Here is a 25,830-nt window from a genome sequence, read left to right as displayed (position 1 = left end):
CCGTGTCGCCTGGGCCCGAACCAACAGGCGTGGCGCTTACGGCGCGGCAGCCGCATATCCGCGCGGCGAGAGGCGCGCGGTCAGCGCCGCCGCAACGACGATGCACCCCAGGTGCCATTTCCAGCCGGTGGCAAAGCTCCCGGTCAGGTCATGGAGTGCCGACACGATCATCGGCGGCAACGCTGCCAGCAGAAACCCGCCGCCCTGCATCACCGCCGACAAAGCGGTTGCCTGGGCGGGATCCGCCAGATGGTCGAGCGCGACCACCATCGACAGGGCGAAGCAGCCACCCAGCCCGACGCCGACCATCGCCACGAAAACGAAGGGCGCGGCATGAGGCGCGAACGCAAAACCGGCAAAGCCCGCGAACTGGCACCCGAGCGTCAGCCACAGCCACGGCCGGCGGTCCGTCCCGCTGCGGCACGCCAGCAGCGGCAGGCAGAGCGCCGCGATGGCCTGGAATATCGCCATGACCGCCAGCAGGCTGCCGCTCGCCGATGCACCCCAGCCAAGCTGCTGGTAGTGCGGAGCGAGCCAGACCACCACCGACGTATAGCCGCCATTGACCAGACCGAAGAACGCCATGAGCAGCCAGGCACGCGGCTTGGCGAGCAAGCTCCTGACGAGATTGCTGTCCGGTTTCCGATGGCCGCCGTTGGGAAGCCCGATCCAAGCAACGGCAAGGGCGGCAAAGCCGATCGCGGCCAGCGAACCCAGTCCCGCGCGCCAGCTTTGGGTCAAGTCCGCGATAACAGGCGACGCCTGGGCCCCCAATGCCCCGCCCCCGAGCAGCATGGCCGAGTAGAGCCCTGCGATCGGTCCCGCCTGATCGGGAAACTCGCGCTTGATGATGCCGGGAAAAACCGCCTGAATGACAGCAACGCCAACCCCGATCACCGCAGCGGTTGCCACCATCGTCCAGCCGTTGGGAACGAAGACGCGCATAAGCGTCCCGAGGCTGATCGTCGCAAGCGCCGACAGAACCACCGGGCGGGTGCCGGCGAGCCGTTCCAGGCCCGGGCCAAGGAATGCGAAACATCCCATCAGCAACATCGGCAGAAATGTCAGCATCGCCAGCCCATAGGAGCCGAGACCTGTTTCTGCGTGAATGTTCTCGGCCAGGGGCCCGACACTTGCGATGAATGGACGAAGATTGAGACCGATGGCCGCCACGGCGATCAAAAAGATCCAACGCAACCTGCCCTGGCTCTGCATGAGTTTTTCCTGTCGTCGTATTCTTTGCTGGAACGGGCGATCAGCCCGAACCAGGGCGTGTTGAATGGGCATCCGGACGGCACGCCCCGCTATCCCGGGGTAAAACCCACCTACGCCATTCGCGCGTAGTGCTCGAAACCCACAGCCTTCAAGGGCGGCGTCTCATGCACATAGCCGGGCGGACGGATCGGACTGCGCAGCTCCCGTGCACCGAGCGTTCGGTTGCGACGCTGATCCGGATGCACGATCGGCACGGCGGACAAAAGTCTCTGCGTATAGGGATGTGCCGGCGAGCCGAGGACGGCGTCGCGTGGTCCGATCTCGATGATTTCACCGAGATACATGACCGCGATGCGGTCGCTGACGCGCTCGACCACGGCCATGTCGTGGGAAATGAACAGGACGGAAATCGAAAACTCCTCCTGGATCTCCGCAAGCAGATCGAGGATCTGCCCCTGGATCGACACGTCGAGCGCCGAGACCGGCTCGTCGGCGATGATCACCTTCGGATTGAGGGCCAGAGCGCGGGCGATGCAGATGCGTTGGCGCTGGCCACCCGAAAACTGATGCGGATAGAGGCTCGCCTGCGCCCGGGTGAGCCCGACGCGTTCAAGCAGGCCATGGACCCGGTCCCGGATCTCCGAGGGGCTACCGACGCGGTGAATGCGCAGCGGCTCGGCCACGATCTGCTCCACCGACATGCGGGGATTGAGCGATGCGTAGGGATCCTGGAACACCATCTGGATGCGTTTGCGCATCTCGATCATTTCGGATGCGCCAACGCCCTCCAGATTGCGTCCCTGGAGCAGGACCTCGCCGCCGTTGGGTCGGATGAGCCGCATGATGCTCTTGCCGGTCGTCGATTTTCCGCAGCCGCTCTCCCCCACCAGCGACAGGGTCTCCTTCTCGCGCAGATCGAAGGACACGCCCTCGACCGCATGGACATTGGCGACGACGCGCTGGAACATGCCTTGCCGAACGGCAAAGCGCGTGACGAGGTTGCGCACACTGAGCACGACGTTCGCGTCGTCCTTGTCCTGCGCTGCCGGCGTCTCCGCAGCACGTTCCTTTTGGTCAGAGCCTTCCTGCCGGGCCTGAAGCTTTGGCGCGGCGTCGAGCAGGCGGCGTGTGTATTCGTGCTTCGGCGCGTTGAAGATCGCGTGGATCTCGCCGCTCTCCACCACCTCGCCCTTCAGCATGACGACCACCTTGTCGGCGATCTCGGCCACGACGCCCATGTCATGGGTGATCAGCAGGATGGCCATGCCGGTCTCGCGTTGGATGACCTTCAGCAGCTCCAGAATCTCGGCCTGCACCGTGACGTCCAACGCCGTCGTCGGCTCGTCGGCGATCAACAGGTCCGGCTTGCACAGGATCGCCATGGCGATCATGACGCGCTGGCGCATGCCGCCCGACAATTCGTGCGGATATTGCCTCAGCCGGCGCTCGGGCTCGGGGATGCGCACCTGCTGCAAGGCATTGAGCGCAATCCCGTCGGCCTCCGCCCGGCCGATCTTGCGATGTTTGACGACGACCTCGGACAATTGCTGACCGATGGTCAGCACGGGATTGAGCGAAGTCATCGGCTCCTGGAAAATCATCGCGATCCGGTCGCCCCGCAACCCCTGCATGCGGGTCTCGTCAAGGGTGAGGAGATCGATCGAACCGCCCGATTTCTCGCTGAGAGCGGCGCGTCCGCCGACGATCTCCGCACCCATGTATTCGACGAGCCGCATGATGGATTTGGCCGTGACCGATTTTCCCGATCCGGATTCGCCGACGATCGCGACGACCTCGCCGCGGCCGATGGCAAGATCGATGCCCTTGACGGCGAGCGCGCCGTCCGGCGTTCCGCGGAACTTCACCGCGAGATCGGAAATCCTGAGCAGGTCTTCAGTCACGTTCGCCTCCAGATCGACGTTTTATTTCCAGGTCAGCACGCGGCGTAGGCGCGGATTTCCACCGCGCAGTCGCGACGCGCTGCATGTCCGGTCACGACGGAAAGGGCGGGTACGCCTTCCGGATCGATCCACTCGTTCCAAAGTTCGCAAAACGCCGGGTATTCGCTGATGTCGAACAGCCAGACCTGCACCATCAGGATCTGCTTGCGCGACGAGCCGACGCTCTCGAAGTACTCTTCGATGGCGGTGAGGATCTGAAGCGACTGATCCCTGAGGTCGCCGGTCTTGTCCGGCGCGGTGAGGCATACGGAGGCCAGAGTGTCTGACGCCTTGCCGAGGCAGATGCGTGGCTGATGGCCGGCGCCATCCTTCTTCCCGAGTTCTCTCAATTCCATGGGGGTCTCCTTCGCAAGCGATCAGGCGCGATAGGCGATGACGACCGCCTCGACGAGAACGTCCGAACGGTAGAGTTCGCCGCTGACGCAGGTGCGCGCCGGCGGATGAGCCGGGTCGGCCCACTCGTTCCAGACCGAGTTCATGGCGCCGAAGTAGCGCATGTCCTTCAGCCAGATATGCACGACGAAGATCGACTTGTGGTTCGAGCCGGCCGCTTCCAGCAGCCGATCGACGCTGCGCAGGACTTCGCGCGTCTGCTCCTTGATGTCGCCGCTGGTGTCGGTGGCATGCACGCCCGACAGGAAGACCATGTCGTTGTGAACCACAGCCATGCTCTTCAGAGCGCCGTCCGCCATCGATGTTTCGATACGTTCAACCAATGGAATAATCCTTCTTTTCTTAGTGTTTCGAACCGTCAGGCGCGGTTCAGGCGGGGATCGAGATGGGTTCTGAGCACATCGCCTAGGAGGTTGATGGCGAGAACGGTGACGAAGATGCAGAGGCCCGGGAACAGGGCCATCCACCAGGAGGTGCTGATGTAGGCGCGCGCATCCGACAGCATGCCGCCCCAGGTCGGGGTCGAGGCCGGCACGCCGAGGCCGAGGAAGCTGAGGCTCGATTCCGCGATGATCGCGGTGGCCATGGCAAAGGTCGCGACGATCAACGCCGACTGGATGAGGTTCGGCAGGATATGCGTGCGCAGGATGCGGCCGTCGCTGGCGCCGAGCGAGCGCGCGGCGGATACAAATTCCCGTTCGCGCAGGGTCAGCGCTTCGGCCCGGGCAAGGCGGCAATAGGGGATCCAGCGCTGCGACGCGAGCGCAACGATGAGGATGCCGAGGCCCTGGCCGAGAAAGGCGACGATCGAGATTGCAAGCAGCAGCGGCGGGAAGGCCCAGACCACTTCCAGAAACTTCTGGATCGCCGAGTCCACCCGGCCGCCATAGTAGCCGGAGACGACACCGAGCGTCACGCCGACCACGCCGGAGAAGAGCACGACGGCAACGGCGATCAGCAGCGAAACGCGCGAGCCGTAGATGATGCGGCTCATCATGTCGCGCCCGACGTGATCCGTCCCGAGGAAATGGGGTCCGGTCAGTTGCGGCGGCATCATCGCAAGCATCAGATCCTGGCGGTTCGGATCAAAGGGCGCAAGCAGCGGCGCAAAGGCAGCAGCCAGCAGCAAGAGGCCGATGACGACGAGGCTGAAGGCGCCCTTCGGCGATTTCAGCGCCTGCAGCAGCTGTCGAGTTTTGGAGGAGCGAGCCATCCTAGTCACCCCAGACGGATGCGCGGATCGACGACGGTGTAGATCATGTCGATCGCGAGGTTGATGAGAACGAACAGCGTCGTGTAGACGAGCACCAGGCCGGTGATCAGCGGGAAGTCGCGGAACGAGATCCCCTGCAGCAGCAGATAGCCGATGCCGGGCCAGGCAAAGACGGTTTCGACGATGATGGCGCCGCTGATGAGCGTGCCGAATTCGAGGCCGATGATCGTGATGACGGCGATGAGCGCATTGCGGAAGGCATGACGCCAGAGCACGACGCGTCCACTCATGCCCTTGGCGCGCGCAGTCATCACATAGTCTTCCTGCAGGTTCTCCAGCACCGAGGCGCGGGTGATCTGCATGATGATGCCGGTCATGTTGGTGCCGAGCACGATGACCGGAAGCGTCAGGTGGCGAAGCGCGTCCCACAGCGCGTCCCAACGCCCGGCGATGATGGCGTCGATCGTCAGGAAGCCGGTGACCCGCTCGACGTTCAGGCCCCAGGTTTCGCGGCCGCCTGACGGCAGCAGGTTGAAGGTGCCGGCAAAGAGCAGGATCAACAGGATACCAAGCCAGAAATTCGGCAGGCTGATGCCGAAGAAGCCGCCGATCGAGCCCAGCGTGTCGACGAGGGAGTTGGGCCGGCTGGCGGCCCAGACGCCAAGCGGCAGACCGATGGCGACCGCCACCAAGGTCGAATAGATGGCGAGCTCAAGGCTCGCCGGCAAGCGCTCCAGGATCAGGTCCATGACCGGTTCGCGGTAGCGGAAGGATTGCCCGAAGTCGCCCATGACGGCGTTCTTCACGAAGGTCAGGTACTGGACATAAATCGGCTGATCGAGCCCCCAGGCCGAGCGGATCGCCAGCCTGACCTCCTCGGTCGCCTCGTCGCTTACCAGCATGTCGACCGGATCGCCGGGGGCGAGCTGTACCAATGCGAAAATCAGAAGCGAGACCATGAACAGCACCGGAACGGTGCCGGCCACGCGTCTCAGCGTGTAGCCAAGCATGGGAAATCCTTGGAACTCTTGAGGGGGAATGGGCGCCGGGGCGGCGCTTGCGGGCGGCCCCGGCGTGATAGGATGGCCGCGGCTATCTCAGATGGATTTCCCAGCCGTTGACCCGGTCGGCCTTGCTCGGCTTGTAATCGACGCCCTTGGCGACGCCCCAGGCGAGCTTGTGCAGCCACAGGAAGCAGGCCGGAGCGTCCTCGGTGATGGCCGCCATCGCCTTGGAGAGCATGGCCACCCGCTTTGCCGGATCGAATTCCTGGCGTTCGGCCTGGAGGAGAGCATCGACCTCGGCACTGGAGTACTTCAGCCGCGGCGAAGCGTCGGTCTCGAAATACTGCGCCAGTGCTGGCGACGGGTCGAGCATGTTGCCACGGCCCATGTAGTAGAATGGCGTTTCGCCGCGCTGGACGTTGGTCCACAGCGTTGCCCATTCGGGCGTCTGCAGCGTTGCCTTGAAGCCCACCTGTTCGAGCATAGGAACGATCGCTTCGGTGATCTGGCGATCGGCGGTGTAACGACCGACTGGCGTATAGAGGTCGACGGCGGCGCCGACCGCGCCGGCCTCCTCGAGCAACGTCTTCGCCTTCTCCGGATCATAGTTCATCGGCGACGTATAATCGGGATCGAAGCCGAGCTGACCGTCGCCGACCGGGCCGTTGAGAAGCGTGACCTGATTGCCGAGGATGGCGCGGGCGATACCCTCGCGGTTGATCGCGTGGCAAACCGCCTGGCGCACCTTCGGATTGTCCCAGGGCGCGGTCTTCGGGCTCATCGCGATGAACATCGCTTCCGCCGAATCGACCATTTCAGCGGTCGCGTTCGGCAGTTGCTGCACGCGGCTTACGAGCTGTGGCGGAATGCCCTGGGCGATCTGCACCTCTCCGTTGGCCAGTGCAGTGACGCGCTGCTCGGGCTCGACCATCATGCGGTAGATGATGCGCTTGGGATTGGTCGGCTCGACCATCGGGTGACCATCCACCCGCTCGATGACGATGTGGCTGCCGATACCGACCTCGACGAGCTTGTAGGGTCCGGCACCAACAGGATGCTCGCGGTCGGCTGCCTTGGCGCCATACTGGTCGTAGATCTTCTTGGAGGTGATCTGCATCGTCGCCAGGTAATTCGGCAACGTCGCCATCTTCTGGGTCGTCTTGATGCGCAGGCGACGCTCGTCAAGCGCCTCGGCCGAAGCGATGTACTGCACCGAGGCCTGCGACATGCTTTCCGGGTCGTTGCGCGAGCGCTCGATCGAATGGATCACGTCCGCAGCCACGATGGGATCGCCGTTGTGGCGCTTCCAATCGGAGCGAAGCGTCAGGATCCAGTTGAGATCATCCTCGGGCTCCAGGCTTTCGGCGAGGAATGGCACAAACTTTCCGGCCTTGAAGTCCCAGGTCGTCAGGCAACCATAGACCTGGCACCAGATCGAACCGATGAGGACCACGGAATCCGCGTAGGGATTGTTGCCGGTTATCCCCTCGGTGATCGCAACGGTGATCTGATCCTGCTTTTGCGCCTGTGCCTGTTGCGCCATTCCGGTAGCCATGACGGCGGCTCCGCCGCTCAACAGCAGTATTCTCTTGATTGCCTTGAACACAGTCCCCTCCCGTTCGCCGCCGGCTCGCAGCAGGCGGTCATCATTTTTGCTCCCTGCACTGCAAAAAGCGTCTCCTCTATTTTTGTAAGTATGCTATTACTTACTTGGTTGTCAATTGTCTCGATGGCCATTTGCGATAGAAAGATCCTGCCGCGTTGGCAGGACAAAAGGTGGATGCAGAATGCGTGACGCAGACAACGATGATCACCAGCCCGGCGAAACAGGCGGCCCACGCTCGCGCAATGCGCAGGCCACGCGCAAATCCATCCTCGATGCGGGGATTGCAGAGTTTTGCGAGCATGGACTGAGCGGCGCGAGCACGGCACGCATCGTCGAGCGCGCCGGCTGCAACATCCGGATGCTCTACCACTACTTCCAGAGCAAGGAACTGCTCTACAAGGCCGCATTGCAGGAGGTTTACAACGACCTGCGCAGCCAGGAAGCCGGGCTCAACATATTGGATCGCCCCCCGGTCGAAGCGATCGAGGCGCTCACCGCGTTTACCTACGACTACATGGCCGCGACGCCGGCATTCATCAAAATGGTGCTGGCGGAAAACCTTCTGCAGGGAGAGTTCATCCGCGCGATCGACAGCATACCGCGCTCCTCAAGACCCTTGATCGAGACGATCCAGACGCTTCTTGATCGCGGCGAAGCCGCCGGCGTGATCCAGCCGGGCATCGACGCCATGCAGCTCTACATCTCGATCGTGGCGCTCAGCTTCATTCACATCTCCAGCCGCTACACGCTCTCCGTCACCTTCGGCGTCGACCTGTCCTCGGAACGCATCGTCACCGAGCGACGGCAGCATGTCGTCGACCTGATCGGAACCTATGTGAGGCCGAAATCAGGTCATGCGGCAAGCTGAGCGGGACCATAGGTTTTTTGCGCGCTGCGCGTCGTCGGTAGCGCCCGCCTTCAGCCCAATCCGCGTCGATACGCCGCCCGCAATCGAGTCGTCTCAAAAGACAGCTTGGACCGAGACTGTCGGCCCCCATCCCGCTATAAGGCTTCCATACGAGCAAATCAGGAAGTGACATGGAAACCATCGAAATCACCGGACGCAGCGACTTCGCCCTGTGGGCAATCCAGCGCGCCCAGGAAATTGTGACGGCCGAAGGCGCGGCCTTCGCCGTCGCCGCGCGCGACATGAACGACGAGGAACTGGCGCAAACCGCCGCCGCACTCGGCAAGGCGATCAGCGACGCAATGCTCGAGGTTTTCGACGGCCTGACAGCGGAGTAAGCCTCAAGCATCGTCTGCCGCTCGCGACCCGCGAAGCCTGCAGGGTTTTCATCCGAAGGAGAAATTGCTAATGTTCCTTCTTTGTTCCCGCCCTGCCGTGATCGATTCGGGCTGTAACTGAATGCGACGAAAAACGAACGGGAACGCATGAGCGCCGCCTATCTCGAAAAACTCAATGATCGTCAGCGCGAGGCGGTCGAGCACGGCGTCGGATTGCCCGATGGACGGATCGGCGGTCCGCTTCTCATCATTGCCGGTGCCGGCTCCGGAAAGACGAACACGCTCGCCCATCGGGTCGCGCATCTGATCGTCAACGGCGCCGATCCGCGACGCATTCTGTTGATGACCTTTTCCCGGCGCGCGGCATCCGAAATGACCCGCCGCGTCGGTCGGATCTGCCGCCAGGTCCTCGGCGACAATGGCGCGGTCATGACGGACGCACTCTCCTGGGCAGGTACCTTCCACGGGATCGGAGCGCGAATCCTGCGCATCTATGCCGAACAGATCGGTCTCGGCCCGGACTTCACGATCCATGACCGGGAGGACAGCGCCGATCTGATGAATCTCGTGCGCCACGAACTCGGCTTCTCGAAGATGGAAAGCCGGTTCCCGACGAAGGGGACGTGCCTCTCGATCTATTCGCGCATCGTGAATTCCGAAAGCTCGATTGCAGACGTGCTGAAGTCGGCCTATCCGTGGGTCAACGGCTTCGATGAACAGCTGAAGGCACTGTTTGCCGCCTACGTCGACGCCAAGCAGGCGCAGAACGTACTCGATTACGACGACCTCCTGCTCTACTGGGCGCAGATGGTTTGCGAACCGGAACTTGCCCGGGACGTCGGCGGCCGTTTCGATCACGTCCTCGTCGACGAGTATCAGGACACCAACAGGCTTCAGGCGTCGATCCTCATGGCGCTGAGACCAGGGGGCCACGGGTTGACGGTCGTTGGCGACGACGCCCAGTCGATCTATTCCTTCCGGGCCGCGACGGTGCGCAACATTCTCGATTTCCCGAGCGCCTTTTCGCCGGAGCCTGCCGACGTCATCACCCTCGATCGGAATTACCGTTCGACGCAGCCGATCCTTGCCGCCGCCAACGGGGTGATCGGCTTGGCGCGCGAACGGTTCACCAAGAACCTTTGGACGGACAGGCAATCGGAGCAGCGCCCGCTGCTCGTCACCGTCAAGGACGAAGCGGACCAGGCGGCCTACATCGTCGAGCAGGTTCTCGCCGGCCGCGAGATCGGCATCGCCTTGAAACAGCAGGCGGTTCTCTTCCGCTCGTCCAGTCACAGCGGGACGCTCGAGGTCGAACTCACCCGCCGCAATATTCCGTTCGTGAAGTTCGGCGGGTTGAAGTTCTTGGACAGCGCGCACGTGAAGGACCTGCTCGCGGTCATGCGTTTCGCACAGAACCCGCGGGACCGCGTCGCGGGTTTCCGGCTGCTGCAGATGCTTCCCGGGATTGGCCCGCAGACGGCGGGAAAGATCCTCGACGCGATCGCCGCCGATCCGGAACCGCTCGCAGCCCTTGCGGAAATCCCGCCTCCCCCGAAAACCGGTGAGGTTTGGGGCGGCTTCATCGACCTTGTTTCCGGCCTGCGAAAGGCCGAGCCGGGGTGGCCGCAGGAGATCGGCGCAGCGCGCGCCTGGTATGAGCCTCATCTCGATCGCATCCATGAAGACGCCGACACACGCAAGGCGGACCTGCTGCAGCTTGAGCAGATTGCCGGCGGCTACCGGAACCGCGAGCAATTCCTGACCGAACTCACCCTTGATCCACCCGATGCTACCAGTGATCAGGCAGGCGTCCCCCTGCTCGACGAGGACTATCTGATCCTTTCGACGATCCATTCGGCGAAGGGCCAGGAATGGCGCTCGGTGTTCATGCTCAACGTCGTCGATGGTTGTATCCCGTCCGACCTCGGTGTCGGCACCACCGCCGAACTCGAAGAGGAAAGGCGGCTGCTCTATGTCGGCATGACGCGGGCACGGGACCATCTCGCGCTGATCACGCCGCAACGCTTCTTCACCCACGGGCAGAACGCCCAGGGCGATCGGCACGTCTACGCGTCGCGCACCCGGTTCATTCCGGCGACACTGCTGCAGTTCTTCGAAACGACGAGCTGGCCGAAGATCTCGGCGAGCGCCAGTGAGAGAAGCGCCCAGCAGATCCGCATCGATGTCGGCGCCCGCATGCGCTCCATGTGGAAATGAGCGACAGGACGGCGTGAAGGCGTCCCGGTCCGCAAGGATGTGGCGATGTGCCGATGCGGCGGCCGCCTCCTTGAGGCGAACACGCTTGCCAAGCGCCAAAATTGTATCGCGCCGTATTTCAACATAAAATAGTCGCCCTCGGCACGTGCCGGCTCAGAATGCTCCCATAGGCTGCAAACGCTCCGACAAGCAGAGTGCGCCTAACGAGCGGCCCGCGTGACGCTGACAAGGCGAGCTCGGCCCCATGAACCCGCGATCGAATCCACCGAAGACATGATCCTTCATTCCCGCGCTCTCGATTGGCTCGTTCACAACCGCCCGAAGGGAGTGGCGGAACTCGGCGTCCACTCGTCTGACGGCGGCAATTGCAGTCTTCGCCGGACTTCACGCGTGATCGCAATCTTCACGACGTCATGTGGGGCTCTTACTCCATGTTGAACAAGGAAGCCGTGCTTTCCGGTCGCCGATTGAGCGGACTGGAACTGACAGCCCTCTTTACCGGCTTCATCGCTGCGACTTACGGCTTTGGCATCTATCTCTTTTCGACGCTGATCCCCGACATGAAGGGTGACCTTGGTCTGGACTACGGCGACGCAGGCACGGTGATCGCCCTGGCGCAGGTCGGTTTCATGGTCGCGGCGCTCTCGAGCGGGCTTCTGGCGCACCGTTTTGGAGCCGCAAGGGTCGTGCTGTTCTCGGTGCTTGTGTGCGGGGTTTGCCTGCTGGCGCTGTCGTTCGCAACGGCGGGCTGGCAGCTCGTCGGGCTCCTGTTCCTGACGGGCGCGGCTGCGGCATCCGTCTGGGTTCCGATGGTTTCCCTGGCTCAGGCCGCTCTGCCGACTACGCATCAGGGGAAAGCGCTGGGGCTGATGTCATCCGGGACCGCTTACGGCGTCTTCCTCAACGGTCTTGCCGTGCCGGCGCTCGTGCCCTCCTACGGCTGGCAATCCGTCTGGCTCGTCATGGGTGTAGTGACGCTCATTCTGTTTGCCTGGGGCGTCGTCCGGCTGTCCGGCGTTCGTTTCGAAAGCCGCCGCACAGCCGTCGACACCGAACCAGGCGCGACTGCGGGCACCTTGTCCGTGCTGCGGTCGCCGCTCAGCGCAATCGTGCTTGCCATGATGTTTTTCAACGGCATCGCTTGCATGCCGACCCAGAACTATCTCGTTTCGCTGCTGCGGGACGATCTCGGCTACGGCGTGGCCGAGGCGAGCCGGGCGTGGAGCGCGATCGGCTTCATCGGCATGTTCGGTGGGTTGCTCATGGGATGGGTTGCTGACCGCATAACCGTGCTGAGAGCCATGCTCCTGACCTACGCGCTTCTCGTCGCGGCCATAATGGCCTTTCTGCACCACTCCAGCCTCGTGGAGATTTACATCGGGGCAGCGCTCTTCGGCCTCGCCTTCAACGCCATCTTCGGGCTGATGCCCGCCTTTGTCAGCCTCAACTTCCACGGCCGATCGGCGACCACGATCTTTGGGTTCGGCAACGTTTTGCTTGGGCTGGGTTCGATGGCCGGCAACTACCTTGGCGGCGCAACGAAGGATGCACTCGGATCATTCCAGCTGATCTACCTGATTTCGCTGGGCGCCGGGATCGTGCTTCTCGGACTGACTGTCGTGCTCGGGATCCGGACGGCAGAAAAATAGGTCTCGGCGTCCTGCGACCGGCGAGATCCCTCACCCTTGACTGGCGCGGCCGCTGACGGACGCGCCCCGAGGCCGGCGGCCTTAAGCCGTCTGCCGGCGCGCGTCTTCATGACATCTCGACCGGTGACGATGCGGACCGCCGACCCCGCGCAAACTATGAGTTGACCGTTTCCGAAGGCGAGGCGACACTCGCGCGATGACAGCAAGGCAGGAGGAAAAAGATGGCCGAGCCGGACCACTGGCGTCATATGGCGAGCGCGCCGAAAAACGGAAGCCGGATCCTCGTCACGATCCGCCCATCCGAGCAGGGCGGCGCAGAAGTCGATCTCGCCTATTGGTCGAACGGTGATCAGTTCGGGCCCGAAGGCTGGCGCGCATCCGATTCCTCGCCCGGCCGTATCGTCGCGTACCCCGAGCCCGAGTTGAAGTGTTGGATGCCGATGCCCGCGGCCAATCTCAGCCGCAGCGCGATGCCTTTGCCCTGGGAGGGCGAGGACGAGCAGGAGTTGGACGGCTCCGGAATCTAGGAACGCGCGGCGACCCATCGGGACGGCACGGCCGCGGCGACTGTCACCGCGGCCGCACACCGTTTTTGTTTGCCCTATCGCATCATCGCCGCGACATTGCCGCCATCGACGGTAATGACCGCGCCGGTGCTCGCGCGCGCCTTGGCAAGATGCACGAAGGCGTCTGCGACATCCCTGGCGGAGACTTCGCGGTGGACGAGATTGCCCCGCATATAGGCGTCCGGCGTAATCCCGCGGGCGCGGCTGCGCTCCTCGACCATCTGGTCGGTCATGAGGCCGGTGCGGATACGATCGGCGTTGACGGCGTTCGACGTGATCCCGTCGGCGCCGTGCTCGACCGCGTATTGCCGCATCAGCGCCATCAAGGCCGCCTTCGACGTGCCGTAAGGACCGAAATCAGGGCCGGGATTGACCGCCTGCTTGGAGACGTTGAACACCAGCGCGCCGCCGGTGCCTTGCGCCTTCATGATCTTCGTTGCAGCGCGGGCGATGTAGTGATGCCCCCAGAAATTGAGCGCGAAGGCTTTCTGGAAAAGTTCGTCCGAAACCTTGATCATGGCTCCCTGGAAGGCGGCGCCCGCGTTGGAAATCACGATGTCGACGCCGCCGAAATGTTCGGCAACGCCGGCGAGCGCTGCGTCGACCGCCTGAGGGTTCGTCACGTCGCATGCCAGGCCAAGTCCGCCGAGCCGGGCCGCCTCCGTCTTGACCGCCGCTTCGGCGAGGTCGATCAGGGCGATTTCGGCGCCCTCCGCCCGCAATGCCTCGGCGATCGCCAGGCCGAGCCCGCCAGCGCCGCCGGTTACCACCGCCACCTGTCGGCTGAGCGGCTTTTCCACCTGCTTCGTCAGCTTCACCTGTTCGAGCGACCAGTATTCGATGTCGAAGAGATCCTGTTCCGACAGCGCCTCGAAGCTCTCGATGCCCTCGGCGTTGCGGATGACGTTGATCGTCGCCTCGGCGACATCGGCGCCGACGCGCGCAGCCTTCTTGCTGGGGCCCGCCGCAAAGAGGCCGACGCCGGCGACGTAAAAGACGCGCGGCATCGGATCGAGCATCTTCCTGTTGCCACCGACGAGGGCGTTGTTGCGCTCGAAATAGGCGCGGTACTCGGCGATGTAATCCGCCACGGCCGCGCGCACCGTCTCAGCCCACGCCGCCGTCTCGCCAGCAACCGGCGCCGGCAGGACGAGCCCGAAGCGCTTGATGTGAATGACGTGTTCCGGCGTTGCATTGCCGCGACGCGCAAGGTCGCTCGCATTCTGCGCATTGCAGAACTCCAGCACGGCGTCGCTCGCGCGGTGCTCCAGCACGAAGCGCTTCGCAGCGCCTTCGACACCGGTATCGATGGCGATGGCGCCACGCAGGAGCGGGGCGATTTCGGCGGCCGACGCAAGCGCTGCCGGCTGCGTCACCTGAACGAACGGTCGCGGATTGCCTTTTGCAATGCGGCGCTCGGCCCGGTCGATCGCGGCGATCATCTTCTCATAGGATTCGCGCGGGTCCTCCGACCAGGTGAAGATGCCGTGCTTCAGGAGGATCATGCCATCGGCGGTCGGATCGGCGCGGAAGGCCTCGTCGCAGGCTTTCGCGAGATCGAAGCCGGGCATGACATAGGGGACGATGATCGCCTTGGGGAAGAGTTCGCGCACGATGTCTTCGCCGTGCGGCTGGTTCGTCAGTGACACGATCGCGTTGGCATGGGTGTGGTCGATGTGCTTGAACGGCAAATTGGCGTGCAGGATCGCCTCGACCGACGGGTTCGGCGCCGTCGGATCGAGCAGCAGCCGGCGCTGCAGCATGACCATGTCGTCGTCGCTGAGCGTCTGGAAACCGACCATGGCCTGCAGCGGCTGCAGGCGCACGGCCGGCAGACCCGCCGGCTCGATCGTGCCCATGTCCCAGCCGCTTCCCTTGACGCAAAGAACCGGAATTTCCGAGCCGTCGAGGTCGGTGAAGGTGGTTTTCACGGAGGTGTTTCCACCGCCGTGCAATACCAGTTCCGGGTCGGATCCGAGCAGGCGCGTGGTGTAGGTGCGGATCGCGAGGTCGCGGTTGACGCCTTTGCGGACATAGGCATCCACGACATCAGCATATTCGGTTTCGGACCATCTCGACTTCATGGAAAGGCTCCTTAGCTTCCGGCGGACATCGTCTGGACGGCCCCGGACAAAATGACATGGCGGGGCCACGCCCGCCGAACCGCAGGAGGCTGGCAGGAAAGGCCGCTTGAGGAATTTGGGAACGGCAGCCGGCACAGGCCGCGCCAAAGGCTCGGCCCGGATGCAGTCTGCCGCGGTCTCGCCTGCGCACGTGTCCGCATTCGCGGCCGCGTGTTCAAGCGCGATTCCGTTCTCGATCGTCCGTTGCAGCGGAACATAAACAAATGACAACATCACGTGTCAAATGTCAATTGAGCGTGCGAATTTGTTTGACGGCAGCGACTTTTCCGGTTTGAGGTGGCGCAAACGGTATCAGGCGGAGTGACGGATGACAGATAGCGGACGGGCAAGTTGGATGATCGGCGAAGGCAAGTCGTTGCCGCCCGAGTTCGATGACGGGGTCGTCTGGGCCGCCTGGCTCTACTACGTCGATCAACTGACCCAGAGCGACATCGCCAAGATCCTCGGCATGTCGCGCGCGACCATCGTCAACTACCTTCAGGAAGCCCGCGAGAGGGGTCTCGTGACCATTCGCGTCAACACCGATATCGGCGGACGCGTCGCGGTTGCGCGAAAGCTCAAGGAAAAGTTCGGGCTCGAAGGGGCACTGGTCATTCCTGCCGGCGAGCCGACGTCGCTGGTCACACGGCTCGGCGAGGCCGGCGCCCGCCTGCTCGCCGACATGATCAAGGAAGGCGATACGATCGGGGTTGCCTGGGGGCGGACCGTGCTTGCCGTCGCCGACCAGATCTCGCTGGCCGAGCCGCTTGGAGGACTGACGGTCGTCCAGGTCTCGGGCAGTTCCATCGCCAATCCCGAATTCTCGCCGGAGTTCTGCACCTCGCTGATGTCGCAGCGCATTCATGCACGCTGCGTCAACCTGCTTGCGCCGGCGCTCCTGTCGACACCGGAACTCAAGCGCTGGCTGCTTTCGGAGCCGGTGCTCGTCAAGCAGTTCGAGCTCATCCATTCCACCAATGTCCTGGTCTTCGGCGTCGGCGACATCGGCCCCGACACGCTGATCCGCTCGGCCAATGTCGCAAGCCAGGAGGACTTCGATTCCTATCAGGCACACGGCGCGGTCGCGGTGCTGATCTGCCGTTTCATCGACGAGGCGGGCCGACAGGTGAGCGGCGAGCTCGATGATCGCATGGTGGGCATCGAGCTCAACGAACTGGTGCGCATCCCGAGCCGCATCTGCGTTGCCGGCGGTTCGAACAAGGTCACCGCGATCCGCGCGACGATGAACGGCGGCTACGCCACCCATCTCGTCACCGACATCGAAACCGCCGAGATGTTGCTGGCGGAAGAGGCCTGAGGCGCTCCGCAAGGAGCGCCCCCGCAGAACCGATCAGTTCGTCTTGACGCGCGCCGTCCGCATGAACTCCTGCGTCGCCTCGAAGGAGGTGATGCCGGCATCCGAGCCGAGACCGGTCGCCACCAGCGCCGCGGAGGCCTGCGCGAACCTGAGCGATGTCTCGGTATCCATCTTGTGATGCAGGCCGGCGATGAAGCCGGCGTTGAAGGCATCGCCGCAGCCGGTCGTATCGACGACGTCGATCTCGAACGCCGGCAGCTTCACGGTCTTTCGCTCCGGATCCATGAAATAGACGCCGTCGCCGCCGAGCGTGAAGACGCAGTGCTTCACGCCGAGATCGCAGAAGAACAGCGCCGCATCCTCGGCCGTTGTCCGCCCGGAGATCAGCATGGCTTCCTCCACCGATGGCATGAAGTAGTCGATATAGGGAAAGAGCGGGCGGATGAGGGAAAGCGTCTTCTCGCTGGCGCCGAGAAGATCGAAGGTGACCGTCCTGCCCTTGCGCTTCGCCGCTTCGAGAAGCACGCGGCTCGGTTCGCCGTCGAGGCGGTCGAGCAGGCCCGTGCCGCCGAGGTGAACGATCGGCGCTGCCGTCACGCGATCGAGCGCCTCTTCTGCGACCTCGAAATGACCGGACGCCCCGCGCACGTGAAGGGCCGGCCTTTCGCCATTGCGACGAATGTTGAGGATCGTGGCGGACGTCGGAACGCCCGGGATCCGCTGCATCTCCGCCGTGTCGACACCAAAGCGCTGCAAGGTCGAAATCACGAAATCGGCCTTCTCGTCGTCGCCGACCGCGCCGACCGCGAGGCAGTTGAGACCGAGCTTTGCGAGGTCGACGACCGTGCCTCCGGCGGTACCGGCAACCGTCAGGCGGATCTCGTCGATGAACTCGACATTGCCGCCCGCGGGAATGCGGTCGACCGGGCGGCCGAGGATGTCGAGAATGTAAAGTCCGATGACCGAAACATCGTGCGCCATGCGCTCAAACCTTTCTCAGTGAAGGAGGGTTGTCGAACGACGCCGGCCCCGGGGCCGCCTCATTGCGGTCCCGGGGCCGGCCGTCAGGATTGTCTGCCGCGGATCGAGAAGATCGCGCCGGCGAGAATGATGAAGATACCGACGATGACGAGCTGCCAGGTGCTCGGAATGCCGACGAGAATGAGCACGTTGCTGACCAGCGTGATCAGCACCACGCCCAGAAGCGTGCCGATGACACTGCCGGAGCCGCCGGTGATGCGCGCCCCGCCGAGAACGACTGCGGCGATGATCTCGAGTTCGGCGCCGGCAAGATCGAACGGGTTCGCCAGGCGGTTGCTGGAGACGTGAATGATCCCGGCGATGCCGGCGAGAAGCCCCGCATAGGCAAAGACGAAGATGCGGACCGTGCGCAGATTGTAGCCGAGGCGCTCTGCGACACCGGCATTGCCGCCGACGGCATAGACCGCGCGGCCGATCAGGGTGCGCTCGAGGATCCACCAGGTAACGAGCGAGGCGACCGCGAGGATGAGCACGAATGCCGGCAGCGTCGACGTCGAGCCGTTGGCGCTGTGATGGGTGAAGAGCGCAAGCTTTCCGAAGGCGTCCATCGCCGCCGGGATGTTCATGAACAGCGCCGTGCCGACAAAGGTGAGCAGGAAGCTGCGGATGACGTATTGCGTGCCGATCGTCACGATCAGCGACGGTGCCTTGAGCACATGAACCAGAACGCCGTTGAGCGCGCCGAAGCAGGCACCACCGAGGGCGCCAAGCGCGAGGATCGCCACGATCGGCATGCCGGGCACGACATTCACCACAAGCATCGTGACGGCGTACATGACGAAAGCAGCGATCGCCGTGAACGAGACGTCGATGCCGCCGGAGGCAAGCACGACGAGCACGCCGAGCGCGAAGAGGCCGCGCACGACCGAAGCACGCAGGATGTCGAAGAGGTTGGATACCTGCCAGAAGTCCGTGTTGATCGCGCCGACGATCAAGGAAACGGCGACGATCAGGATCAGCGTGAAGGCCGGCGGGTGACGCATGAGCCACGCCCAGAGGCCGGCTGTGGCGCCTGGGCTTTCGGAGCGGGATGCTGCCGAGGAGAAGGTGGTTTCGGTCATTGAAGCCTCGCAATGGTATCGTCGGTCAGCGCGCGCGAGAGGACGTCTTCCGCCAGTCCTTCGGCGGTAAAGGTTTTGACCACGCGGCCCTTGCGCATGACCATGATGCGGTCTGAGTTCTGCAGCAGTTCGGGCAGGTCGTCGCTGATGATGATGACACCCATGCCGTCACCGGCGAGCCGCTGAATGATGCGATAGATCGTGTCCTTGGAGCCGACATCGACACCGACGGTCGGGCCGTGGAGGATGAGAAGCTTGGGCTCGATCGTCAGCCAGCGGCCGATGAGCACGCGCTGCTGGTTGCCGCCGGACAGCGACTGCACCGGCTTGTCGACCCCGGCCGAGACGACCTGCAGGTCGTCGACCGTGCGCGCGGCGAGCGCGCGACTGCGGCGACCGTCGACAATGCCAATGGCGTTGCGCAGCCGGTCGAGGACCGGGACCACGATGTTGTCCTTGATCGACTGCGACAGGAACAACCCCTCCGAGAGCCGATCCTCAGGCACATAGCCAATCCCCGAAGCGATGGCGTCGGCGGGTTTCACGAGCCGGATCTCGTTGCCTTCGAGAAAAATGCCGCCGCCGTCCGCCGGAGAGACGCCTGCGAGCGCAAGCGCCAGTTCGTTGCGCCCGGAATCGAGCAGGCCGGTAATGCCGACGATTTCGCCCTTGCGCAGCGACAGGGACACGTCCGCGAAAAATCCACTCCGAGAGAGCTTTTCGACGTTGAGCAGCTTTTCGCCGAGCGTGACGGCCGAGCGCTGGCGCGTGTCGTCCAGCACCTTGCCCGTCATCCAGAAGGCAAGATCGGCCTTGGAATGGGTTTCGACATCGCATTCTGCGACCTTCTGGCCATCGCGCATGATGATCGCCCGTCCGCCGAGCGATTTGCACTCGTCGAGCTTGTGGGTCACGAACAGGACGGCGACGCCCTTGGCGCGCAGGCGGTCGACGACGCCGAGGAGATTGTCGACCTCGTGTTTCGTCAGCGCCGTCGTCGGCTCGTCCATGATGACGAGGCGCGCATCGGAGGCGATCGCGCGCGCGATCGCGATCAGCTGCCGGGTCGCCATCGGCAGTTCGTCCGTCCGGGTCGAAAGAAAGGCCCTGTTCGCCGGCAGGCCCACGGCCGCAAGGGCGCGCTCGGCCGTCGCCCGCATCTTCGGTATGTCGAGCCGTCGCGCAAGCTTGCCCGACGAGGACACCAGCTGCTGCGTCAGCCCGATATTCTCGGCGACGGAGAGATTGGGAAGCAGCGAGAAATCCTGGTAGACGGTCTCGATGCCTTTCGCGAGGGCTGCGACCGGCGTCAGACCGGTGACCGTCTCGCCGTCGATCAGGAGTTCGCCGGCATCGGCCCCTTGCGCGCCGGAAATGATCTTGATGAGCGTGCTCTTGCCGCAGCCGTTCTCACCCATCAGGTGATAGATGTTGCCGGCTTCGATCGAAAAGCTCACGCCCTTGAGCGCGCGCACGCCACCGAAGTGCTTCTCGATGTTGCGCACCTCCAGAAACGGGGTCGCGGGCTTGAGATGCGGTTCACCGCCATTTTGCTGGGGCTGCATGGCTTTGTCCTGATGGTGCATGGAGAGGCGTTCGACGGATGGGCCGCCGCGCCGGTTCAATGGCGCGGCGGCTTTGATCGGTTGAGCCGATCAGAACGGGTATTTGCCGTAGTTGGACTTGTCGACATCGACCCAGGCTTCGCCGACAACGATGATGCCGTCGCCGGCACCCTTCTTGACCGACACCTTCTCGTAGCCGGGCACGCCGAGGTTCATGCCGTCCTTGATCTCTTCGCCCTTGATGACCATGTCGGCCACCTTGTTCATGACGTAGCCGGCATCCTTCGGATCCCAGAAGCTGATGCCGTCAACGGCGCCGGATTCGAGATAGGAACCGGTATCCTTCGGCAGGCCGATGCCGAAGACGCAGGTCTTGTCCTGGAGGCCGGCCTCTTCGACGGCGCGGCCGATGCCGATGACGTCGATCGCCGAGCCGCCCTGGAAGCCCTTGATGTCAGGGTATTTGCGCAGGATCTCGCGCGCCTTTTCATAGGCGCGGTTGGCGTCGTTGAAGGATTCATTCTTCTCCGAGACCAGCTCCATGTCCGGGTACTTCTTGGCGTTTTCGGCACCGCCATCGGCCCACTGCACGTGCGTCAGGCTGCCGAGCGAACCGACGAAGGACGTCCACTTTCCTGACTTGCCCATACACTCGGCGATCTTCTCGTTGAAGCGGGCGCCGAAGGCCTTGTTCTCGAAGGCTTCGATGTCGACGAGCGTGTTCTTCATGCTGTCAGCTTCGTGGGTGACCACCTTGATGCCGCGCTGGGCGGCGCGCTTCAGCACGCCTTCGAGCGACGACGGGTCCATCGGCACGACGGCAATGGCGCTGACCTTCTTGGCGACGAGGTCCTCGATCAGGCGCGCCTGCTGGGCGGCGTCGGCCTTGCCCGGACCGATCTGGCTCGTGGCAACCGTGTCGTTGTCGTTGCCGTAGGCGGCAACGCCTTCGGCCATGCGCGTGAACCAGTTCTCGCCGGTGACCTTGACGACGGTCACGATGCTCGGCTTCTCCTCGGCCGTGGCAGCCGCAGCACCCCAGATGGTGCTGAGGGCGACGGTGCAGGCGGCAAGTTTACGAAAATCAGGCATAGTTCCTCCCATTGCGCCTTCGAAGGGAAAGAGCCGTGGCGCGCGAAGGCTCGCGCCCGGCCCTAGCGGAAGCGGGGTTAGCTGCGCACGGCCCTGAACCAGGCTTTGAAATCGAAGCCGGAGGTGGCGATGAAGACGAGCAGAAGAACGCCCCAGGCGAGATCGCGGAAGAAATTCGAGATGTTCATGAAGTTGAACAGGCTGGACAGCATCTGCAGCGACGTTGCCGAAAGCACCACGCAGATAACCCGTCCGTAGCCGCCCTCGGGGCGAACCCCGGCCATGACGGCGATCAGGATCGCGATGAGGACATAGGAGGTGCCGTAGTCCCACTTCACGCTCGAGGTGCGCGCTGCAATCACGATACCGGCAACCGACGCCAATAGTCCGCAAACCGTATAGGTCAGGAACAGGATGCGTTTTTCCGGGATGCCGGCGTAGCGCGCGGCCTTGGCATTGTTGCCGAGCAGAAGCAGGCGTTGGCCAAAGGGCGTGAAACGCAGGACGGCACCGATTGCGAGCGCGACGACCAGGAAGAGAGCGAAGCATTGGGGCACGCTCAGGATCGTGGCATTGCCGAAATCGTCGAGCGGCTCGACATAACCGATGCTGAGTGCCGAGCCGTTGGTCAGAACGATGGCCAGTCCGGTGAAGAGCAGTTGCGTACCGAGCGTCGCGATGATCGGAGTCAGTCCAACTTGGGCGATCAGGAAGCCGTTCAGCATGCCACCGACAAGACCGATGGCAAGCGCTGCGCCGACCAGGCTCCAGGTGAAAAGAAGCGGAGCGTCGTCGGCGGAGATCACGTCCCGCAGGAAGAAGTAGGCGGCAACGCCCGAGAGATTGGCGAGCGCGATGCCGGAAAGGTCGATACCGCCATTGCCGGACATCATGGCCAGCATGACGCCAAGGGCGAGGAAGCCCAGTTCGGGAACCTGCGACGCCATGGACTGGAAGTTATAGAGCTCGACGAAACTCGCGCCGACGAGCACCGCGCCGGCGACAATGGCGGCAACGTTCACGGTGGCGAGAAAGCCGAGCTGCCGATCCACCTGAAAAGCCACGATGTCCCCTCCCATGCTGGCATTCGTGCGGACGGAAATGCTTTCCGGCCCTCTGGTTTCAGGCTCCTGTCTCCCCTGAAACCGATCGGCATCCGGTGCCCTCTGCACATTTCTGACATTTGCCAGTCATCGGTGTGTTTTGTCAACAGCGTTCTTCGCACTGCCCGGGGACGCGTGGGGACCGAGCGCGGAAATGACGTGTTTCCATGCTTTTGCCCCGGCGGGCAGGCCCGCTTGGCGAGACTGTCCAGCACGTCCTCAGCCCCGGCGCGGCGTCTGCCGGATGTGGCAACGGCAAGGGGTCAGAATGGGAAAAGGTGGCGGCAGTGGCGGCGCGAGAGCGCGCCGTTTGGCTCGGCCGCGGGCGTCACGCTTCGGCGTTCTGCCGATCGAGCCATTCCCGAAGGATGGTGGCGAGGCGTTGCGGCGCTTCCATCGGAACCATATGGCCGGTACCGGCGACAACCTCGAAGCTTGAACCGGCAAGTCCCTGGTGCAACTCGAGCGCCTCGGCGCGCGATCGCAACCGGTCCTCGTCACCCGCGACGATCAGGCTTGGGCACCCAATCGCCGCCAACTCATCCCGTTCGTCTCTCCGCTCGACAAGGGATTGCCGGCGAAAGGCGTCGCCTCCAAGTCGCTGACCCGCCGCCTGGATGCGATCGACAAGATCAGACCGCTCCGCACTATCAGGATACAGGGATGAGAGGATGGCGGATCGGCTGAGCCCCTTGAACGCGGTGCCTGCCGCCTGTCCGGCGACGACCGCCTTGCGCTGGCGCTCCACATCGCTGTCGCCGCGCGCAGATGTGGCGATGAGGACAAGGGCGGTCACCCGGTCGGGCGCCTGCCGGACGATTTCCCGGGCGACGTAGCCGCCCATGGAGAAGCCGATGAGGACGAAGCGGGCCGGCGCATCCAGCAGCGCACGACGGGCCATGGCGGCGATCGAGCTGTCCTGCGACAGATCGGCGTAGGTCGCAGGGCCGTAGTCGCCGAGTGCGGGAACCACGTCGCGCCACAGATCCGCATCGAGCATGAAGCCCGGAACCAAGAGCATTGCCACAGTTGCCACCTCCCCCGTGCACGTGCCGTACACTGACCTATCGGAAGAAATAGATGCGGTCGTCAAGCGGATGAAAAGCGCTCGGTCTTCCAGCGGCGATCGGCGCGACCGCTGTGCAGTGTGGCTGCCGGTCAGTCGGCGTTCAACGACCGGTTCAGGGCCGATTTCCAGCGCGCAATGAAGTCAGCCGAAATACGCGCCTGCGGCACCATCGCATCGAAGCCGTGATAGGCGCCCTGGACCACGGACATCTCGACGGCCACGCCGGCCTCGACGAGGCGAACGGCGAAGCTGATCGATTCCTGCGCGAACAGGTCGAGCGTGCCGACGCCGATCCAGGTGGGCGGCAGGCCGCCAAGATCAACCGCACGCGCCGGGGCCGCCTCGGCGGGCGCGTCCTCGATCACCGGCTTGCGGCCCAGCGCCGCAGTCCAGCCAAAAGCATTCGATCGCGCGTTCCAGATGAAGGTTCCGACATGGGCAGGCGGCGCGTGCAGCGCGGTGCGGTCGTCGAGCATGGGATAGCGCAGCAGTTGGAAGCGAATCGGCAACGCGCCGCGGTCGCGGGCCCTCAGCGAAACGGCGGCGGCAAGCCCGGCGCCGGCACTCTCGCCCATCACCGCGATGCGGTTGCGATCGACGCCAAGCTCGGCTGCCGCTCCATGCAGCCAGCCGAGCGCGGCATATGCATCGTCAAGCCCGGCCGGGAAGGGATGCTCGGGCGCAAGGCGGTAGTCGACCGAGGCGATGAGCACACCCAGTTCCGCAGACAGTTGCTGCAATTCCGGTATCGCAACTTCGGGCTTGCCGACGACCAGGCCGCCACCATGGATATGCAGGATCGCCGGCTTGTTCGCACGCTCCGGCGCGGGATCGAGAACGACGACCCGCAGTTTCGGGTTGCCCTCACCACCTGGGATGAAGCGGTCCTGCGGCTGCACCGCCGGCGCCGGCAGCGCCGGGGGAAACTGCGCGCTGCGGACCGCCTGGAGATTGTCGTTGCCCAGGTCGAGCGGCGGGATATGTGCGAGCAGCGGGCGCAGTTCAGGATCAACCAGATCGATGGGCGCGACGGCTACCGCTCGTTGGAAACCTGGCGCCGCAGTCTCGGCCCGAGCGTCGGCGGCGTGCAAGGCGATGGACAAAGACATGGCGACAAACTCCCTGAAATTGAGATGCATATTGGTCCCCCTCGAGATGCACCGAACATCGGCTCGGGCCGAGGAGCGTGAAAACATCTGGTTCATGGGGAAAAGATAGATTATCTCTGAATGATGGATAATGCTCTAGATTTGGAACTAGAATCCATGAGTGTAGATAATCGAAGCTCCACCGCCTCAACCGTGGAACGCCTCCCCCCGATCGAGGCCGTCGTCATCTTCACCCGCGTTGCGGAGTTGGGCAGCTTCACCGCCGCAGCGCGTTCCATGGGCATCCCCCTGGCGACCGTCAGCAAGCGCGTGGCCGAACTGGAAGAACATCTCGGCGTGAAGCTGATCGCGCGGACGACGCGGCGCTCCTCGCTCACCGAGCCGGGAAAGCGTCTGCTCATCCACGGCCGGCTGATTGTCGATGCGCTTCAGCGGGCAACCGACGAAGCCGCCCATGCGGTCGCCGAGCCCTCCGGCCGGCTCAGGCTGTCGATGTCGTCGGTGCTGGTCGAGGCGGGTCTCGGTAAGGTCGTGGCGCGCTTTGCCGCTGCGAACCCGAAGCTGCACTGCGAGATCGACGTGTCGGACCGTCACGTCGATCTCGTGGCCGAAGGCTACGATCTCGCGGTGCGCGTCGGCAAGCTCAAGGACTCCTCCCTGATCGCCCGCAAGATCGGCCGCACCGAGGCCTCTGTCTTTGCCGCTCCGGCGCTGATTGCGGCGCACGGGATGCCACGCCTCCCCTCCGATCTCGCAGCCTATCCGCTGATCGGCGAGCAGATCGCGCCCGGCGAAAGCCAGATCTGGACACTCCACCACGCGACAGAAAAGCCGGCAAAGCTTGAGTTCAAGCCGCGACTGTGCGCCAACAGCGTGCGCGCGATCTCCGAAGCGATCGAGACAGGCATCGGCATCGGCCGCCTGCCAACGCTGATCGGCCGCAGAATGGTCGCCGAGGGGGCCGCCATACAAGTCCTGCCTGGCTGGGCTGGGCCGGGACTGGATATTTCGCTGATACACGCCGCGAGCCGCGGCATGCTGCCCGGCGTGCGCCTGCTGATCGAAACTTTGTCCAGCGAGGCCGGCGGGCGCTTGTAGCCCGCCCGCGAAGCTGAAGCGCGGAGGTGTCGTGCGGCAGCCGCGCGGGGTGCCGGCGGGAACCACGGCGATCGTTCGGGCGGATGTGCCCGAGCGACAAGATCACCCGCCGAGACCGGGACGATCGCGATCACGTCGCCGGGCGGCCCACCTATTGGTAAGCGCAGCTTGCCAGCATGGGA

General features: G+C 63.9%; 22 protein-coding genes. 7 read left to right on the top strand and 15 right to left on the bottom strand.

All coding sequences use genetic code 11. The features are described 5' to 3' along the window. Window positions 1-36: 36 nt before the first annotated feature. The 7 genes from C1A35_RS19795 to C1A35_RS19765 all read right to left on the bottom strand — a co-directional run bounded on the left by C1A35_RS19795 (window position 37) and on the right by C1A35_RS19765 (window position 7,341). The gene (locus C1A35_RS19795; RefSeq protein WP_104665963.1) at window positions 37-1,215 is read right to left on the bottom strand and encodes a cyanate transporter; all 1,179 of its coding nucleotides are present in this window, start codon (window positions 1,213-1,215) and stop codon (window positions 37-39) included. 110 nt (window positions 1,216-1,325) lie between these two features. Then, window positions 1,326-3,116, bottom strand: coding sequence for an ABC transporter ATP-binding protein (locus C1A35_RS19790; RefSeq protein WP_104665962.1), 1,791 nt, complete (start codon window positions 3,114-3,116; stop codon window positions 1,326-1,328). A 32-nt stretch (window positions 3,117-3,148) separates the two neighbouring features. Further along, entirely contained in the window at window positions 3,149-3,511 is a 363-nt protein-coding gene (locus C1A35_RS19785; RefSeq protein WP_104665961.1) for a Rid family hydrolase, read from the bottom strand. Window positions 3,512-3,532: 21 nt separating this feature from the next. Continuing rightward, window positions 3,533-3,892, bottom strand: a complete 360-nt coding sequence (locus C1A35_RS19780; RefSeq protein ID WP_060582252.1) for a RidA family protein — start codon at window positions 3,890-3,892, stop codon at window positions 3,533-3,535. A 35-nt stretch (window positions 3,893-3,927) separates the two neighbouring features. After that, window positions 3,928-4,782, bottom strand: coding sequence for an ABC transporter permease (locus tag C1A35_RS19775; RefSeq protein WP_104665960.1), 855 nt, complete (start codon window positions 4,780-4,782; stop codon window positions 3,928-3,930). A 5-nt stretch (window positions 4,783-4,787) separates the two neighbouring features. Beyond that, window positions 4,788-5,792, bottom strand: coding sequence for an ABC transporter permease (locus C1A35_RS19770; RefSeq protein WP_104665959.1), 1,005 nt, complete (start codon window positions 5,790-5,792; stop codon window positions 4,788-4,790). Window positions 5,793-5,874: 82 nt separating this feature from the next. After that, complete coding sequence (locus tag C1A35_RS19765) at window positions 5,875-7,341, bottom strand: ABC transporter substrate-binding protein (RefSeq protein WP_104666167.1); 1,467 nt, start codon at window positions 7,339-7,341, stop codon at window positions 5,875-5,877. Between the two features lie 232 nt (window positions 7,342-7,573). Between C1A35_RS19765 and C1A35_RS19760 the strand changes: the two genes are divergently transcribed. The 5 genes from C1A35_RS19760 (at window position 7,574) to C1A35_RS19740 (ending at window position 13,030) form a co-directional block, all read left to right on the top strand. Then, a complete protein-coding gene (locus C1A35_RS19760; RefSeq protein ID WP_104665958.1) occupies window positions 7,574-8,260 on the top strand; it encodes a TetR family transcriptional regulator in 687 nt (228 codons plus the stop codon). A 170-nt stretch (window positions 8,261-8,430) separates the two neighbouring features. Further along, entirely contained in the window at window positions 8,431-8,637 is a 207-nt protein-coding gene (locus C1A35_RS19755) for a hypothetical protein (RefSeq protein WP_104665957.1), read from the top strand. 147 nt (window positions 8,638-8,784) lie between these two features. Next, on the top strand, window positions 8,785-10,854 hold the full coding sequence (locus tag C1A35_RS19750; RefSeq protein WP_104665956.1) for an ATP-dependent helicase: 2,070 nt from the start codon (window positions 8,785-8,787) through the stop codon (window positions 10,852-10,854). A gap of 431 nt (window positions 10,855-11,285) precedes the next feature. Further along, complete coding sequence (locus C1A35_RS19745; RefSeq protein WP_158665104.1) at window positions 11,286-12,503, top strand: MFS transporter; 1,218 nt, start codon at window positions 11,286-11,288, stop codon at window positions 12,501-12,503. Between the two features lie 221 nt (window positions 12,504-12,724). Beyond that, window positions 12,725-13,030 carry a hypothetical protein gene (locus C1A35_RS19740; protein WP_104665954.1) on the top strand — a complete coding sequence of 102 codons (306 nt, stop codon included), beginning with the start codon at window positions 12,725-12,727 and terminating at the stop codon, window positions 13,028-13,030. A 74-nt stretch (window positions 13,031-13,104) separates the two neighbouring features. Here the strand turns inward: C1A35_RS19740 and C1A35_RS19735 are convergent, their stop codons facing one another. Then, window positions 13,105-15,153, bottom strand: a complete 2,049-nt coding sequence (locus C1A35_RS19735; RefSeq protein ID WP_104665953.1) for a bifunctional aldolase/short-chain dehydrogenase — start codon at window positions 15,151-15,153, stop codon at window positions 13,105-13,107. Between the two features lie 367 nt (window positions 15,154-15,520). Between C1A35_RS19735 and C1A35_RS19730 the strand changes: the two genes are divergently transcribed. Beyond that, the gene (locus C1A35_RS19730) at window positions 15,521-16,510 is read left to right on the top strand and encodes a sugar-binding transcriptional regulator (RefSeq protein WP_234822913.1); all 990 of its coding nucleotides are present in this window, start codon (window positions 15,521-15,523) and stop codon (window positions 16,508-16,510) included. A 33-nt stretch (window positions 16,511-16,543) separates the two neighbouring features. On the opposite strand, the gene C1A35_RS19725 is transcribed toward C1A35_RS19730, so the two are convergent. The 7 genes from C1A35_RS19725 to C1A35_RS19695 all read right to left on the bottom strand — a co-directional run bounded on the left by C1A35_RS19725 (window position 16,544) and on the right by C1A35_RS19695 (window position 24,580). Beyond that, window positions 16,544-17,491, bottom strand: a complete 948-nt coding sequence (locus C1A35_RS19725; RefSeq protein WP_104665951.1) for a carbohydrate kinase family protein — start codon at window positions 17,489-17,491, stop codon at window positions 16,544-16,546. Between the two features lie 83 nt (window positions 17,492-17,574). Continuing rightward, window positions 17,575-18,612, bottom strand: a complete 1,038-nt coding sequence (locus C1A35_RS19720; RefSeq protein WP_104665950.1) for an ABC transporter permease — start codon at window positions 18,610-18,612, stop codon at window positions 17,575-17,577. Further along, window positions 18,609-20,177 carry a sugar ABC transporter ATP-binding protein gene (locus C1A35_RS19715; RefSeq protein WP_104665949.1) on the bottom strand — a complete coding sequence of 523 codons (1,569 nt, stop codon included), beginning with the start codon at window positions 20,175-20,177 and terminating at the stop codon, window positions 18,609-18,611. The genes C1A35_RS19720 and C1A35_RS19715 overlap by 4 nt, the downstream gene beginning before the upstream one ends. Before the next feature lie 90 nt (window positions 20,178-20,267). Further along, window positions 20,268-21,269 (bottom strand): substrate-binding domain-containing protein, encoded by a 1,002-nt coding sequence (locus C1A35_RS19710; RefSeq protein ID WP_104665948.1) that lies wholly within the window; start codon window positions 21,267-21,269, stop codon window positions 20,268-20,270. Window positions 21,270-21,346: 77 nt separating this feature from the next. Beyond that, window positions 21,347-22,348 (bottom strand): ABC transporter permease, encoded by a 1,002-nt coding sequence (locus C1A35_RS19705; RefSeq protein ID WP_104665947.1) that lies wholly within the window; start codon window positions 22,346-22,348, stop codon window positions 21,347-21,349. Between the two features lie 352 nt (window positions 22,349-22,700). Further along, window positions 22,701-23,393 (bottom strand): alpha/beta fold hydrolase, encoded by a 693-nt coding sequence (locus C1A35_RS19700; RefSeq protein ID WP_234822929.1) that lies wholly within the window; start codon window positions 23,391-23,393, stop codon window positions 22,701-22,703. 137 nt (window positions 23,394-23,530) lie between these two features. Continuing rightward, window positions 23,531-24,580, bottom strand: a complete 1,050-nt coding sequence (locus C1A35_RS19695; protein ID WP_158665103.1) for an alpha/beta hydrolase — start codon at window positions 24,578-24,580, stop codon at window positions 23,531-23,533. Between the two features lie 126 nt (window positions 24,581-24,706). On the opposite strand from C1A35_RS19695, the gene C1A35_RS19690 reads away from it, so the two are divergent. Then, window positions 24,707-25,648, top strand: a complete 942-nt coding sequence (locus C1A35_RS19690; protein ID WP_158665102.1) for a LysR family transcriptional regulator — start codon at window positions 24,707-24,709, stop codon at window positions 25,646-25,648. Window positions 25,649-25,830: the final 182 nt, after the last annotated feature.

It is taken from the genome of Ensifer adhaerens, from assembly GCF_002940685.1.
Classification (GTDB): domain Bacteria; phylum Pseudomonadota; class Alphaproteobacteria; order Rhizobiales; family Rhizobiaceae; genus Ensifer; species Ensifer adhaerens_E.
The sequence above is the reverse complement of the archived record's forward strand: the minus strand, read 5'-3'. Positions and strand labels throughout refer to the sequence as shown.